The sequence below is a fragment of the Lysinibacillus sp. FSL M8-0355 genome, from assembly GCF_038008985.1.
In the GTDB taxonomy this organism is placed as follows: Bacteria; Bacillota; Bacilli; order Bacillales_A; family Planococcaceae; genus Lysinibacillus; species Lysinibacillus fusiformis_D.
Genome location: NZ_JBBPAI010000001.1, coordinates 1,515,916 through 1,530,175, shown reverse-complemented (window position 1 = coordinate 1,530,175; position 14,260 = coordinate 1,515,916). Strand labels below are relative to the sequence as shown.

The window sequence follows — 14,260 nt, the reverse complement described above, 5'->3', positions numbered from 1 at the left end:
TAAAAATATTCATCATGAACATTAAACATTAAATGGATTCAATTCCTTACGACGATTGACTAATTGACGCTCAAAGCAAAAACGCACAATATGCTGTTGGTCGACGTCATCTGTATCCGTTAGCTGGATTGTCGCAATGCGTTTACCCTCTTTTTCAAAAATGCGCACGACGGTAGCTTCTGTAATAACGTATTTGACTTCTCCATTAGTAAACGGCAATGCGATCGTTAATTTTACCTCATCATCATCTTTGAAAGCTACTGTTCCCTTCAAGATGATTGCCAAGCCTCCTGCGCTAATATCTGCTGACACAAGTTGATATTTATGATCCTTGAATTGGACCGCTACATCCACTGGTGTTTCCACTCGGACATATTCTCGTCGTTGAATTTTTATAAATTCCTCCGGCTTTGGACAATGCAACATAATCATCGGTATATTACCTGCTTTACGACCAATGACCTCTGTTTTAAAAGCAAAGGAATGTTTATCTTCGGTTCGAAAAGTCGCTCTAAATTCTGAGCCATCTATTAAAAACGCCGTTTTCTTCGTTGCCGTATTAACTGGATAGTCGATATAAAGAATATTGTCTTGCTGCTCTACCACTTTACATTGGAATTTCTCCACACGCTCGGTATAAGTAGGTTCAAGTTGTAATTGTGTACCAATTTTTATTTCCATGAGCATCTCCCCGTACGAAAATTATAGTTTAATTATCTCATGAGATGTTTATTTTGGCTATAAAAATTGGTAGTATTTTCTTATTACTAAGTGAGATATTCTACTTTTAATACGTTGTGATTTTCCGCATCAATAACGATTCGGAATGTTTCTTGTGTATTTCCGTCACGTAATGCAATGACCTCATAGCAAAGACGTTGTTCAAATTGTCCATTGTCTGTATAAATATTTTTTACTTCTTGTACTTGAATATCGTCCTGGAAGAACGTTTTCCAATCAATAGGCTTAGCGGTTTGCGGTTTGATATTCTCTTCTTGAATATATTCCATCGCATTAGCACCTAATAGCTCACCTGTATCTTTCGCTAATTTTAATTGCACACCGTCAGCATAAATTAACGCATTATCGCCTGGATTTACACGGGCAAATGTCACATGCCATGCTTGGTGGTTTTCACGTGATTCCACATAGGCTACATCCTTCATGCCTAATTTCTTAACATAATCTTGTGCCTTTTTAAGAACTTCTTCTTGTGATAGCTTAGCTTCATCAACAGGTCGTTCTACTAAATAGGATAATAAATGGCCACCCTTTTCTGTTAAATCAACATACCCTAGACGTATCCCTTGGTGGAATTGGATATGATAGAAAGGATATGGTGCTGTATCACTACTTTTTGTGACAGTGAATGTAGCATCTTTAATGACTGGGAATAAATATTTCACTTTTTCTAGTGCTTCTTTTTCGGTAATAACGGCATCCTGCAATGCCTTTAACTCAATTTTTTTCTGCCAATCAGATTCAGATAAAGTTAATGGGAAATCCTTTTCACCGTAGCCTTTTAACGTATCTTTCACAGTATCAAATTGTGTATTTGGATTTTTATTATCTACTTGCTGTAGCCAAATATCCATTTTTCCATCATGCTTATAAAAATCAACGGTTGCAGCTGTCCATTCATCAGAAAGAGACTGTAAATTGGTTGACACCTGTGGCATCTTTTCACGCCAAGCATCATAATCACCTGTTTTGGCTGTTCTTTTAGCTTCATCGCCAAGTCGCCCTAAGTAATTCATCCATTGATTCGATAATTCTTGTCCAATAGGAATATTTGCAATAGAAGAACGAACTTCTGAGCTTAAACGCCAAACTGAGTCTAGCTCATTGTGAATCGCCTGCTCGTCTTGAAACAAGAGGGATTGCGATACTGAACGCTGAAGATGGGACAGTTTTTCAGAAGCATCTGTTAACTTATCTGTATACTGTGCGAGCACGGTACGTTGTAAATCTTCTTTATCTCCATGTAAATTAATACTATATGCTCCTAATCCAATGACAGCGATTGTTAAGACCACGAGCCAAGTTTTCATCTATGTTCCTCCTTCCTATGAACAGAAAATATGCTCTCCTATTTGTTTAATTTGTGGGCGTGACCAAATCCATTTACTTGTTGCTGTTTTAGGATTGAAATAATACAATGCATTTTCAGATGGGTCCCAGCCGTTCATAGCATCAATAACAGCTTCTTTTGCACGTTCATTTGGTTCTAGCCAAATTTGACCATCTGCTACTGCTGTAAACGCTAACGGTTGGAAGATAATACCTGAAATAGTATTCGGGAAATCTGGGCTTTCCAAGCGGTTCAAAATAACGGCCGCTACTGCTACTTGCCCCTCATAAGGTTCTCCCCTAGCTTCTCCATAAACGGCATTGGCTATTAATTGTAAATCTCGTTCCGTATATTTTGGTGGAACCTGTGTCTGTGTACCATTCTTATTGCTACTTCCACTGCTATTACCACCGCCAGTGCCTTTTTTCACTTGTTGATCAAGTGGCTTACCACCATAGTAAGTAAATTGATTTCCTGCATTCAATTGTGCCTTAACCCATTTTTCATCATAATCAGAATTGCCTGCTAATGCTTTTTTTGTCTTAGTGCCGGCAATTCCGTCTACTGGCAAACCATAATTCTCTTGGAAATTACGCAAAGCCCAGTATGTGTTATAGCCAAATTTGCCATCAATTTTACTCTTATAAAAACCTAAGTATTGTAGCCTAGCCTGTAATTCAATAACATCATCTCCATAGGCACCACGAGTAATTTGCTGATCGCTAAATGCATTGGCATCATTTTGAGGAATCGCAATTATACTAATTCCTAATATCAAAGCAAAAAGTATGCTTACTAAACGCACTTTTATCACTCCTTTTTTTATAGCTTGAAACAAAAGGAGTAATTTATACATGCTAAAACAGAAATAAAGCGTAGAAATCTTTGACGATTTCTACGCTTTAAATTTTCTTTTGCATATGGAGATGTTGTACCAGATGGTAATGAGCAAGTTTTACTTTGCGCAAGCCAAACCACCATAAAAACAACATAAAAGGTATCATTAAATAAACCCAGTGACCTTTGAATGATAATATTGTATTGTATAGAATGTGAAGTACAACTGGTGCACAGAGCGCCATAGCAATCATTTCTTTCGTCTTAACAAGCTTTGAAAACTTAGCCCGTCCATAATAATAGCCCATTACGACACCAAACAATGCATGGCTCGATACTGGTAATAAGGCTCGCATGAATGCCGTGTCCAAGCCAAAGGACAGTAAATAGAGAACATTTTCAATCGTAGCAAAACCAAGTGATATGCTGGCACCATATAATATACCATCGTATGGGTCATCAAATTCTACATGATTATAGATTGCAATTAATAGCACAAACCATTTAAAAAACTCTTCAATGACACTAGAAAAAAGAACGTCTTGAAGATAAAGATATCGAAAAACCCCTTCCTCTGTTAATACATACTGTAAAAACATGATTGGGAACGTTAAGAATGCACCGTATAAAAACGTTTGTAGTAAAGTTCTTCTTGGCTCCGTAGCCATCTGATTGCGCAAATAGAAATAACTAAAAAGCGCTAGACCGGGAGCAATGGCAGCAGATAATAAAATGATCATGATGCCGGCTCCTTTCAACAATTAGACTGCTATTATTATACCATGTAATGACAAAAAAACTTTTTAAAAGGAGATTTTATTTTTTATGAAAAAAACAATTTTATTAATTCATACTGGCGGCACAATCTCCATGGCTATGAGTGCTGAAGGAGCAGTCATGCCGAATGAAGAAAATCCCCTTATGAAGGAAAGTAATAAACTAGCTTCACTTGCAAACATCATCGAAATAGAAGCTTTTAACCTTCCTTCTCCACATATCACACCGAAGGAAATGCTACAATTGCGCAACGTGATTATGGAGCAAATGACAGCACAGCCAATCGATGGTGTTGTCATCACACATGGTACGGATACTTTAGAAGAAACTGCCTATTTCTTAGAGCTAACAACGAACTTAGACATCCCCATTGTACTGACAGGTGCCATGCGCTCTTCTAACGAACTAGGGGCAGATGGCATTTATAATTTAGTGGAAGCAGTCCGAGTAGCCGTCGATGAAGAAGCACGTAATAAAGGGGTACTTGTTGTCATGAATGATGAGGTTCATCTTGCTGTTAACACAACTAAAACAAGCACGAGCTCAGTGAATACTTTCCAATCTCCACAGTATGGGCCGATTGGATTAATTACAAAATCACGTATCCTATTCCATCATGCACCCATTCGTCGACAATATGTAGATGTTAACAATTTATCCAAGCGCGTGGCGATGTTAAAAGTGTATGCTGGAATGGAGGAAGATTTACTAGATATCGTGCTTGCATGCAAATATGATGGCGTCGTACTGGAAGGACTAGGTCAAGGGAATGTCCCTCCATCTGTAGTAAAAGGAATTGAAAGCCTTTTACAGCGAGACATTCCAGTAGTGCTCGTATCCCGCTGCTTCAATGGGATTGCAGAGGGTGTTTATGGCTACATTGGTGGAGGGAAAATGCTGGAAGACTTAGGTGCAATTTTCGCCACAGGTATTAATGGCCAAAAGGCACGCTTAAAATTGTTAATAGGTCTAAACACTACAGGCACGCCTATTAACTTAAAGGACTTTTTCCTGTAAAGGCAATATATTTTTAGCTGGTACTTTGCTCTGCCGCTATCACTTGTTCATAGTAGTACAATATTTCACGAAGACGAGCTAAGGCTTCGTCGAAATCTGGTTGTATTACGGAAAATTGAATGAATCCCCTTTGTTGTAAATAATGACTTTCACCATGAACCAATAGCCCATTTAATGCTAGATCAATGGGTAGGTTAGAATAAGTACTTGGCAATCGAACAGTTACAAGCATTGGATAGTGGACTGTTCGGTATTGATATTGCATGATGGGAAGCTGCAGCAGTGCCTGAAAGCGTTGCTGTAGCTGCTCATAGCGTGCTGGATAGGCTTGTAATGCCACCTCAACATTACCCAATAACATTGCAGGTAGTGTAAATGGTATGGCACCTTGCTGATAATTTGCTAAATCAAGATAAGCAGGTAATGTAGCAGCTGGTGGTACAAGGGATTGTGAAAACACAAATGCTAGCCCGCTTAACGCACCGATGGCTTTGCCACTCACTGCTGTAGCCAAATAACAGTCTTGTAAAGAAAATGGCATGGCACCAAACGTACTGATACTATCTATACATAGCTTTACATGGTATTGCCTAGCTAGCTCACTCAAATGCTCTAAATCATTACAAGTCCCTGTGGAAGTCTCACCCTGCACTGCTAGCATCCACTGATAAGCCCCCGTTTCAAGCAGTGACGCCACCTCATCTCCATCAAACGCTGTCCCCCAGTCTTTCTCCACTACATCAAACGATAATGACCAGCGAGTAGCCTGCTTCCGTAAACGTTCGCCAAATTCACCATTTGTTAAAATAAGCCCTTTCCCTAATTGTTGCGCCTTTAATTGGGCCAGCATCACATCATTTGCCAATGTCCCCGTACCAACGATTACACCAATATAATTGGCATTCGATAAATGCAGTAGCTTTTTTTGCACTCGTTCATAAAGTGCATAAAATGGTAACGATCGGTGCGATAAATCTGAATAATTACTCATCTCCAATTGCTTCACAGGTCCTGGATAAAATGTAAACTGTTCCGTCGCTAGTCTATGTTGTAATGATTGTTCAAATTCATGTCTTGTTAGCACCATCGGTAAAAATATTGCATCTTTTGCTCCTACAGCTGGTGCAAATTGTTTAAAGCCCATCTGCTTATACAGCTTTTCTTCTCTTGTTGTCCCTGAAATTACTGCTGCTGTATAGCCTTTTTCGTAGGCAAAGGTAGTTAAAGCTTGTGTAAGTTTCAATAGTACCCGCCCCGTTCGATAACCCTTTTTCACTGAAAGTAATCGAATTTCGCAAGGTTTCACACAATTTTCTTTAGGTAAATATCCCTCAATCTCGCCAATTTTTTCATCAATCGAGAACGGTCGTTGATCTCTAAACGCGACCATTCCAATTAATTCTGTTTCCTTATACACAACGACATATGTATTCTCCTGATGAAATCGATCAACTTTTATTCTTGTCGAATTCGCTTCATGCTGTGGAATCTCTTCAACAAATGTTTCATAATTCAATCGAGCGATAGCCTCAAACTCGGCATTTGTTTGGGCAATTTTACACCAATACATCTCTTCACTTCCTCCTTTTTAACGATTCCTGAATATTAGACATATGCTTGATGAGCATGCACATGATTGCTATAATGAGCAGTCCATATGGCTCTAATTTCCCCGCCTGAATAATAGCTCCTATATAGAAAATAAAGCCTCCAACCATACTAAGTGTCAAACTTCGTGTAAAGACAAGTGAAAGCATGGTACCAATAATCATCCATAAAAATAGGCTCGGTGATAAGGCGATTCCAACACCGATAAAAGTAGCCACACCTTTTCCGCCATTAAATTTCAACCAGATAGGAAATAAATGTCCGGCTATCACCCATGCAGCTCCACCAATCATGACCCATTCTTCTAATTGCCACAAATACCCTAACCAAACGACTAGTACTCCTTTCAGTGCATCACCAAGAAAAGTCCAAACAAAAGCCGCTTTTCCAATAACACTTCCCGCATTACGTGCGCCCAAGTTTTTACTACGCTCTGCCTGCAAATTGACACCATACACCTTACCAACGAAATAAGCTGTCATGAAGTTTCCCATTAAATAGCTAAGGGCCCAGTACAACCCAATCAATGTGATTCCTCCTTACTAAAAAGGCTGTATAAGCTAGATGCCTATACAGCCTCGGTCATTATTTTTTTCTTTGCTCAATAATTCGAGCAATACATTCACCATGGAAACGCCCATTTTCGATAAAAATTTCATTGGCATTATTCCCTGCTGCAATAACTCCCGCAATGAATAAGCCCTCGACATTAGTTTCCATCGTTTCTGGCGTAACAAAAGGACGCCCTGTTTCTTCATCAATCTCAACGCCCATCGCTTTGACAAAAGTGTGATCTGGATGGTAGCCAGTCATAGCAAAAACGAAATCATTTTTTACTACTTGCTCTTGCCCAGCTACTTCTAAAACCACTTCATGCTCACGAATTTCTAGCACATTCGTATTAAAACGCATATCAACTTCTCCCGTTTTGACTACCCCTTCAAATTCAGGTAAGACCCACGGTTTAATGCTTGAAGAATATTCACTACCACGATAGACAACTGTTACACGAGCGCCTGCTTTATTTAATTCCAACGCAGCATCTATAGCTGAATTTTTGCCACCAATAACAAGTACATCCGTATCAAAAAATTCATGTCCCTCTTTAAAGTAATGGAATACTTTGGGTAACTGTTCACCCTTAATATTTATATAATTCGGGTGATCGTAATAGCCCGTTGCAATTACTACATACGGCGTTTCATACGTATCTTTATCAGATGTGACAGTGAACACATCGTTATTTTTCACAACACTTTGCACTTTTTCAAAGCGATTTACTTGTATATTTTTCAAGCGGACAACCTCTCGATAGTAAACAAGTGCTTGGTTTCGTTTTGGTTTACGGCCTTCAATAATAAAAGGTACGTCACCAATAGCTAAACGTTCACTTGTACTGAAAAAAGTTTGATGTGTAGGATAGTGATAGATGGCATTCACGATATTGCCCTTTTCGATCACAATAGGTTGTAATCCAATATTTTGCAAAGCTATTGCTGCTGCTAAGCCACATGGGCCACCTCCAACAATAATTGCATCTGCTTGCTGCATTTCTTGACACTCCAATCGAATTTGAACAGCATTAGTTGCTGCTTCATGCTTTCACATAATTATAGAATAGACGATACCTTTTTATTATACGCCTTCTCACAAGAATTGGTTGGTTATTTACTCGAAATATCAATGTCAATAATATGACATTGAGGTTTTGCGCCAAGTCGAAAAGGCACTAATGTCGTGCCATAGCCATTACTTACTAAGGTCATGACACCATCACGCTGTCGATAGGAACCGTTGGGATGAACACCATAAGGACCGAATCGAATCTGCCCCCCATGTAAATGTCCCCCCATCATTAAATCTGCTCGGAACTTTGCTCGAACTTTGGCAAAAACACCTGGGTTATGTGCAATGAAAACAACTAAATCCTGCTCTCCTACCTTTTCAAAGGCCTTTTCAAAGCTATATTCTTTCACTGTTGTATCTTCAATTGCACTTAACCAAAAACGATTTTTTACAGGAAGTAGCACAGCATCATTGACAATGATTTGAACCTGATAGGCCTGTAAAATGTCCTTTAGCCTTTCTTCTCCAATTTCTCTGTCATTATTGCCCCACACAAAATAGATTGGTGCGATAGACTTTAATAAAGTCAAATTTTCATGAATCCGTTCAATAGGTGTGCGGCTATCTGCAAAGTCACCACCAATAATCACAGCATCAAAATGTCCCTCTAATTGTGCAATCATTTTTTTATTTATTTTACGTAAATGTACATCTGAAATAAAAAATAATCGTACCTGTTCCTGTTCACCGTGTAATGAAAGCTGGTGATGTAATACATTATTTTCATGCGCTACCTTCCACATATAAAGTAGAAAGGCGATGACAACTAAAAGAAATAGCCCTATATATAGCATTTCCTCACTTCTCCTTACGACAGCAAAAAGGCGATTCATTTCTTAAGAAGAATCGCCTTTTCGCTAAATCAGACGTACGTTTTGGTGTGAACGTTTGTCTGTTATTTTATACTAGAAAAACTATATAACCATTAAAAAATCTTATTAAGGTAGCCTAATTACTTGCCCAACCCTGACCGTATTTGAAGACATACCATTGAAAGCACGAATTTTAGCTAATGTCGCCTCACTACCATCGCCATAATGATTCAATGCGATTCGGTATAAGTTCTCATTCGCTTTGACAGTATGTGTAGTGGCTTTAGCATTTTGTTTCGCTTCTTCGGCTTTTTTCGCCTCTTCTGCTTTTCTTGCTGCCTCTGCCTGTTGTTGTGCTATTCTAGCTTCTTCGGCTTTTTTCGCTTCCTCAGCTTTTTTTGCTTCTTCAGCTTTTTTCGCTTCTTCCGCAGCCTTTTGTTCAGCTGCTAATTTGTCTGCATCTTTTTGAGATTGCTCCTGTGCTTTTTTATCTCCTTGATCGTCTTGTCCCTTACCTTTATCTTTCTCTTTATCAGATGCAGATGACTCGGAAGGATCTAATTCGACGACCTGTTCTGCTGTATCTTTTTCAGCTTGTTCAATCGTTTTTCCTGGCTCATAAAATTTCCAAAAATAAATAAGAATTGTTAATGGAATTAGGATAAAAATAACAAACAAAATCGTCATTAACGGTGTTTTCCGTCTTGTATTTTTTGGCTTTTTATTTTTATTGCCATTTTTATTCATTCTGGAAACTCTTGATAAGGATTGCTGTTCATTTTGTTCATCTTCAAATGATTGACGATGTTCTTCTATTTTATCGCGATAATCTTCTTTATTCATTCGCCTTTCCCCCAACCTTACTACGCTTTCTATCATGTCTATTATGACGAATTTTACGAAAAAAGTAAATGACCGTCAGTTTTAGTCTAAATACCCATTAAAAGTTGCTGCAATCGACTTTCCCACGAAACCATTTCAATTTTCTTATCTTCTTGTAAGCGTGTTTTCTTGATTTCATCATAATGGATTCCACAATTTTCACAACAGTTTTCCGGCTTTTTCTGCAATTTTTGCCCAAAATACCCGACTAAATGTTCACGAATACAGTCTTTTGTCTGAATGATTTTTAGCATTTCGTTCACCGCACTGTATTTCTCTAGGGCTAAATGATTTAATCGAGCCTTCACTTGTTCACTAGATTCTTGTTGCACCCAATAATCCAGCACACGAAAAGCTGTCTCGCTCAGCTCACCATTTTTCAGCATCTGTGTTGGCTGTATTTGCTGGGAAAGCAGCTCCTGATAGCGATCAACATGGTGTGGTGTCGGCAAATCACCTGTCACAACAAATTTCGCTAGCTCTTCATCCCCTTCACTATACAGCAAAATGGCAAGTGCAGACTGACCATCACGCCCTGCACGACCTATTTCCTGCATATAATTCGCTATGTTGGCAGGCATCGATTCATGTATAACCTGACGTATATTAAGTTTATTGATGCCCATACCAAAAGCATTCGTGGCGACTATCCAATCCAGTTCACCATCTATAAACTGCTGCTGAATAAACTGACGGTCTTCTGCTCCATAGCCTGCATGGTATGCTGCGGTGCGAATACCTGCTTGTAAAAGGGCTTCACTATATTGCTGCGCACGTTTGCGTGAAGATACATACAAAATACCTGGCCCTGCTGTTTCTTTAATATGCTGCATGAGCCACCTAGCTTTATCAGCCTTATCCTCTACTACTATACGACCTAAATGAATATTTGCACGGTCAACATTATACATAAATTCAAATGGCGCCTTGAGTGATAGGGTCTCACGTATATCTCGAACGACCTTATCCGTTGCTGTGGCGGATAGCGCCAATATTGGCGGGCGATTTCCCCTCGAAAACCATTCACCAATTCGTAAATAATCCGGTCGAAAATCAAAGCCCCATTGTGATATACAGTGCGCTTCATCCACTACGATTAAGCCAAGCTTCATTTGCGCTAATTTCTCTTGTACCTGCTGCTGTAATAACATTTCTGGTGAGGTAAAGATAAACCGATACTGCTCTAGATAATGTAGTACATAGCGTTTTTCTGTTTGGGATAAAAAAGAATTTAAAGCGATCACTCTCTTTTCTCCAAAACGCTTCAGCTCTTCTACCTGATCCTGCATTAATGAAAGCAATGGTGACACAATTAAGACAGGCTTTTCTAATATATAGGCTGGAAGCTGGTAGCAGAGTGATTTCCCCATTCCTGTCGGCAATAAGGCAATAACGTCTTGCTCTTGCAGCAAAGCTTCAATGACTTCTTTCTGCCCTGGTCGAAATGATGAATAACCAAAATGCTTGTGCAATAATTGTTCAAGTTCCATTTAAACTTCTCCTTTCGCAAGGACAAGCCTTAATTGAAAATAACTCATGTCCTCTAATGCTCCATGTAATATTTTCAATTTTTTTGTTTGATATTGCTTGGATACCTGCCAAACTTTTTGTGCTTCTTCATATGAGACGAATGGTCCAATAGAAAAGTTCGGTTCATACATGGCTAATTCTACAAAATGATCCTCAATTGTACTTTGTTTTAATTTTCGCTTTTGTACAATTTCCTCCATTGAATAGCCTTGCTCATATAACTGTGCTGTTTGCTGGGCAGAATCAGTTAATAAAATTGTCACTTTTAACCCTTCAGCCACTCGACCAAGCAGTGGGTAATCATTTAATTTTTGTTGCACTTCATTTAATAATATATGTAGTGTTTCTATAAATGCTAATTGACTATCTAACACGTTCTCCTTCCGTTCAAATGCAAGCTGTTGCCAAGTCCAGCCTGGTAATCGATAACCACTGAGGCGGTAAAGAACAAGCTGTTTGTTGGCATCTGAAACAGGGATCGTTTGGAGTACATTTGTGCATTCTACCACTAATTGTTGCTGCAAATGACCCTCCTTGTAATGATGCTCCTGTAAAAAAGAGCGCACCCATGCTTGAATTACTGGATCCCTACTGATTGGTGAAAAAGAACGAACTGTTGCAGTTTGATGTGACAAGCTTTGGACAAGGAGAGAAAGCCTTGCATAAAAAACATGCTCATTCCCTCGATAATGCCAACCATCAAAGAAAAAGGTCGGTGTTTGCTGTGCACGCTGCAATCCTAGCTTTTCCATGTAAAAATGACCGGATTCCTGCACGTTTAACCAACTATATTGCATAAATAAGGTAACCGCCTCGTCAAATGTGGCACGAGGTAGTTTCGGCAACAGACCAAAATATGGATGCAACTGAAAAAGACCAATATCTTGAATTGTCTGGCCTGAACGCTTTCCTCTTAGGACATGATAGGCTGCCGAAATTGTCCGCTCCTTATGGAGTTTTTGAAAGATTTGCAATAAAATTTGATGAAACATTGACGCAAATTCCTCCAATTTAATAGTATTTAAGTTGAAATGTAAGATAAACATCTTTAAAATGAGTATGAAGCTTTGTAGGAACATCGTTAAAGGAGAGAAAAAAATGGCTAAATACACAATAGTTGATAAAGATACATGCATCGCCTGTGGCGCATGTGGAGCCGCAGCGCCAGACATTTATGATTATGATGATGAAGGGATTGCCTTCGTTATTTTAGATGATAACATGGGAACTGCTGAAGTACCAGAAGATCTATTAGAAGATATGCAAGATGCTTTTGAAGGTTGTCCAACAGACTCCATCAAAGTAGCCGACGAAACTTTCGATGGCGATTCATTAAAATTCGAATAGTCTTCAAGTAAATGTATACCCTAAAAGGCATCCTACTTTGGGTGCCTTCTTATGTGTATTAAATATTTGCATCAAGAGATAATCATATGGTCTATTGCTATACATACCAATCTATTGGAGGAATGATAATGTTTAAGCAGCTACAAGTTGAACATAGTTTATTTCTTATTAATCAAGACCATATGAATTTATTTAAAAATCTTGCTGCTAAATGGCAACCAGTTTTTCCAGATGTTTGTGCTAAATGTTTGAATACACTAGATTCATGGGCCATCGTGTTAAATAACTGGGTTTTCTTAAAATCTCAGTTCAACGATGAACTCATTCTCAATCCTTCTAAAGCAATTAACTATTCCATCAATACATTTTTAATAGACGAGCTCAAAAAGATTCAAATAATTCAAAAAACAAAGGGATTTGAGAATGATGATTTACAGTATTTTGTCGCTTTCCAATTAGCAAATGCAATAGACCTGTGGGTGTACAATACGCTTGAAAAAAGCTCTGAAGCTGATTTATTACTCCCTCAACACCTAAAACCATATTTTCTCGCTCATTTAGAGGATGATTTTCAAACAGACAATGCTACATTCCACCGAGATCAAACAAGAGCAATCAAAATACTAGCTCAAGTCATTCGCTCACAAAATAGCTTTAGAATCACCGTCAGCAGTGCTGTTAATCGAGCAGTATATCTGTATGAACAGCATGGTAACAAATAAAATAGGACTACCTTTAATTCGTCTCTCATAAGAAAGAGATGAATTTTTTTTGCTTATGAAACGACTTCTCTTTTCATCTTGTTATTGCAACGATATTTTATGTATGATAAGATTTTAGTAGTTGGTACTAATAACAGATATTATCTCGCAAAGGAGTTCTTTATAATGATGGATAATTTATTACAATTAAAAGATAAAAACATTGTAGTTATGGGTGTAGCAAATGATCGTAGTATTGCTTGGGGCATTGCGAAACGCTTATTTGACGTAGGTGCAAATGTTATTTTCACCTATCGACAAGAACGCTCATTAAAGAAATTACAAAAGCAATTAGACACAATTGGCCATTCTGATTCACTCATCGTGCAATGCGATGTAAATAGTGATGACAGTACAAAAGCGGCTTTCGATGAAATCGGCTCAAAGGTTGGCGTTATTCATGGTATTGTGCATTCAGTAGCTTTTGCCCACGCCGAAGACTTACACAACCGCTTCCTTGAAACAACTCGTGAAGGCTATGCATTTGCACAAGATACAAGTGCTTATTCACTTATTTCAACAGCAAAAGCGGCTCATCCGTATATGACAGAAGGTGGCTCTATTGTCACGATGAGTTACTTAGGGGCTGAACGTGTGCTTGATGGCTATAATGTTATGGGTGTAGCAAAAGCTGCATTAGAGGCTTCCATGCGCTATCTTGCTGCTGATATTGGTCAGAATAATATTCGTGTCAATGCCATTTCAGCTGGAGCTATTCGTACACTTGCTGCAAAAGGTGTACCTTCTTTTAATACCATTTTACACAAAATTGAAGAAACAGCTCCATTAAAACGGAATGTTCAACAAGACGAAGTAGCCGATATGACGATTGTTATGCTATCTCACCTATCACGTGGTGTAACTGGTGAAACAATTTACATCGACGCTGGCTACAATATTATGGGTTAACTATATAGCGAGACAGGCAAGCCTCTGAGCGGTAGCGTAGGAAGTAGCTCAGCGCTCGCCCACAGGAAAGCAAGTAGCCTCCA

At 38.7% G+C, this 14,260-nt stretch carries 15 protein-coding genes; 4 read left to right on the top strand and 11 right to left on the bottom strand.

Going from position 1 to position 14,260, the window contains the following annotated elements:
* Positions 1-21 precede the first annotated feature (21 nt).
* From MKY46_RS07250 to prsW, 4 genes are all read right to left on the bottom strand, one after another.
* A complete protein-coding gene (locus MKY46_RS07250) occupies positions 22-681 on the bottom strand; it encodes a flagellar brake protein (RefSeq protein WP_058844239.1) in 660 nt (219 codons plus the stop codon).
* Between the two features lie 86 nt (positions 682-767).
* Positions 768-2,051 (bottom strand): PepSY1/2 domain-containing protein, encoded by a 1,284-nt coding sequence (locus tag MKY46_RS07245; RefSeq protein WP_036126787.1) that lies wholly within the window; start codon positions 2,049-2,051, stop codon positions 768-770.
* Positions 2,052-2,066: 15 nt separating this feature from the next.
* Entirely contained in the window at positions 2,067-2,876 is an 810-nt protein-coding gene (gene sleB, locus MKY46_RS07240; RefSeq protein ID WP_036126789.1) for a spore cortex-lytic enzyme, read from the bottom strand.
* Between the two features lie 97 nt (positions 2,877-2,973).
* On the bottom strand, positions 2,974-3,648 hold the full coding sequence (gene prsW / locus MKY46_RS07235) for a glutamic-type intramembrane protease PrsW (protein ID WP_036126792.1): 675 nt from the start codon (positions 3,646-3,648) through the stop codon (positions 2,974-2,976).
* An 85-nt stretch (positions 3,649-3,733) separates the two neighbouring features.
* Here prsW and MKY46_RS07230 point away from each other — a divergent pair, with 85 nt between their 5' ends.
* Positions 3,734-4,702: an asparaginase gene (locus MKY46_RS07230; protein ID WP_101966335.1), complete on the top strand. Its 969-nt coding sequence runs from the start codon at positions 3,734-3,736 to the stop codon at positions 4,700-4,702.
* A gap of 13 nt (positions 4,703-4,715) precedes the next feature.
* On the opposite strand, the gene MKY46_RS07225 is transcribed toward MKY46_RS07230, so the two are convergent.
* From MKY46_RS07225 to MKY46_RS07195, 7 genes are all read right to left on the bottom strand, one after another.
* On the bottom strand, positions 4,716-6,272 hold the full coding sequence (locus MKY46_RS07225) for an aminotransferase class V-fold PLP-dependent enzyme (protein ID WP_058844238.1): 1,557 nt from the start codon (positions 6,270-6,272) through the stop codon (positions 4,716-4,718).
* A 4-nt stretch (positions 6,273-6,276) separates the two neighbouring features.
* The gene (locus MKY46_RS07220) at positions 6,277-6,837 is read right to left on the bottom strand and encodes a glycerol-3-phosphate acyltransferase (protein ID WP_058844237.1); all 561 of its coding nucleotides are present in this window, start codon (positions 6,835-6,837) and stop codon (positions 6,277-6,279) included.
* A gap of 58 nt (positions 6,838-6,895) precedes the next feature.
* The gene (locus MKY46_RS07215) at positions 6,896-7,861 is read right to left on the bottom strand and encodes a YpdA family putative bacillithiol disulfide reductase (RefSeq protein ID WP_036126799.1); all 966 of its coding nucleotides are present in this window, start codon (positions 7,859-7,861) and stop codon (positions 6,896-6,898) included.
* A 113-nt stretch (positions 7,862-7,974) separates the two neighbouring features.
* A complete protein-coding gene (locus MKY46_RS07210) occupies positions 7,975-8,730 on the bottom strand; it encodes a metallophosphoesterase (RefSeq protein WP_036126801.1) in 756 nt (251 codons plus the stop codon).
* Positions 8,731-8,874: 144 nt separating this feature from the next.
* Positions 8,875-9,591, bottom strand: a complete 717-nt coding sequence (locus MKY46_RS07205) for a LysM peptidoglycan-binding domain-containing protein (protein WP_036126804.1) — start codon at positions 9,589-9,591, stop codon at positions 8,875-8,877.
* Positions 9,592-9,677: 86 nt separating this feature from the next.
* Positions 9,678-11,120 carry a RecQ family ATP-dependent DNA helicase gene (locus MKY46_RS07200; protein ID WP_058844236.1) on the bottom strand — a complete coding sequence of 481 codons (1,443 nt, stop codon included), beginning with the start codon at positions 11,118-11,120 and terminating at the stop codon, positions 9,678-9,680.
* Positions 11,121-12,152: a helix-turn-helix domain-containing protein gene (locus MKY46_RS07195; protein ID WP_058844235.1), complete on the bottom strand. Its 1,032-nt coding sequence runs from the start codon at positions 12,150-12,152 to the stop codon at positions 11,121-11,123.
* Between the two features lie 106 nt (positions 12,153-12,258).
* Here MKY46_RS07195 and MKY46_RS07190 point away from each other — a divergent pair, with 106 nt between their 5' ends.
* The 3 genes from MKY46_RS07190 (at position 12,259) to MKY46_RS07180 (ending at position 14,177) form a co-directional block, all read left to right on the top strand.
* Entirely contained in the window at positions 12,259-12,507 is a 249-nt protein-coding gene (locus tag MKY46_RS07190) for a ferredoxin (protein WP_004232564.1), read from the top strand.
* 128 nt (positions 12,508-12,635) lie between these two features.
* Complete coding sequence (locus MKY46_RS07185; RefSeq protein WP_058844234.1) at positions 12,636-13,229, top strand: hypothetical protein; 594 nt, start codon at positions 12,636-12,638, stop codon at positions 13,227-13,229.
* Positions 13,230-13,394: 165 nt separating this feature from the next.
* Positions 13,395-14,177 (top strand): enoyl-ACP reductase FabI, encoded by a 783-nt coding sequence (locus MKY46_RS07180; RefSeq protein ID WP_082673729.1) that lies wholly within the window; start codon positions 13,395-13,397, stop codon positions 14,175-14,177.
* Positions 14,178-14,260: the final 83 nt, after the last annotated feature.

Excerpts from the sequence above, each read along its gene's own strand:
- MKY46_RS07215 (WP_036126799.1), bottom strand. The coding sequence starts at position 7,861 with ATGCAGCAAGCAGATGCAATTATTGTTGGAGGTGGCCCATGTGGCTTA.
- MKY46_RS07180 (WP_082673729.1), top strand. The coding sequence starts at position 13,395 with ATGATGGATAATTTATTACAATTAAAAGATAAAAACATTGTAGTTATG.
- MKY46_RS07230 (WP_101966335.1), top strand. The coding sequence starts at position 3,734 with ATGAAAAAAACAATTTTATTAATTCATACTGGCGGCACAATCTCCATG.
- MKY46_RS07190 (WP_004232564.1), top strand. The coding sequence starts at position 12,259 with ATGGCTAAATACACAATAGTTGATAAAGATACATGCATCGCCTGTGGC.
- MKY46_RS07200 (WP_058844236.1), bottom strand. The coding sequence starts at position 11,120 with ATGGAACTTGAACAATTATTGCACAAGCATTTTGGTTATTCATCATTT.
- MKY46_RS07250 (WP_058844239.1), bottom strand. The coding sequence starts at position 681 with ATGGAAATAAAAATTGGTACACAATTACAACTTGAACCTACTTATACC.
- prsW (WP_036126792.1), bottom strand. The coding sequence starts at position 3,648 with ATGATCATTTTATTATCTGCTGCCATTGCTCCCGGTCTAGCGCTTTTT.
- MKY46_RS07195 (WP_058844235.1), bottom strand. The coding sequence starts at position 12,152 with ATGTTTCATCAAATTTTATTGCAAATCTTTCAAAAACTCCATAAGGAG.
- MKY46_RS07245 (WP_036126787.1), bottom strand. The coding sequence starts at position 2,051 with ATGAAAACTTGGCTCGTGGTCTTAACAATCGCTGTCATTGGATTAGGA.
- MKY46_RS07225 (WP_058844238.1), bottom strand. The coding sequence starts at position 6,272 with ATGTATTGGTGTAAAATTGCCCAAACAAATGCCGAGTTTGAGGCTATC.
- MKY46_RS07205 (WP_036126804.1), bottom strand. The coding sequence starts at position 9,591 with ATGAATAAAGAAGATTATCGCGATAAAATAGAAGAACATCGTCAATCA.
- MKY46_RS07210 (WP_036126801.1), bottom strand. The coding sequence starts at position 8,730 with ATGCTATATATAGGGCTATTTCTTTTAGTTGTCATCGCCTTTCTACTT.
- MKY46_RS07185 (WP_058844234.1), top strand. The coding sequence starts at position 12,636 with ATGTTTAAGCAGCTACAAGTTGAACATAGTTTATTTCTTATTAATCAA.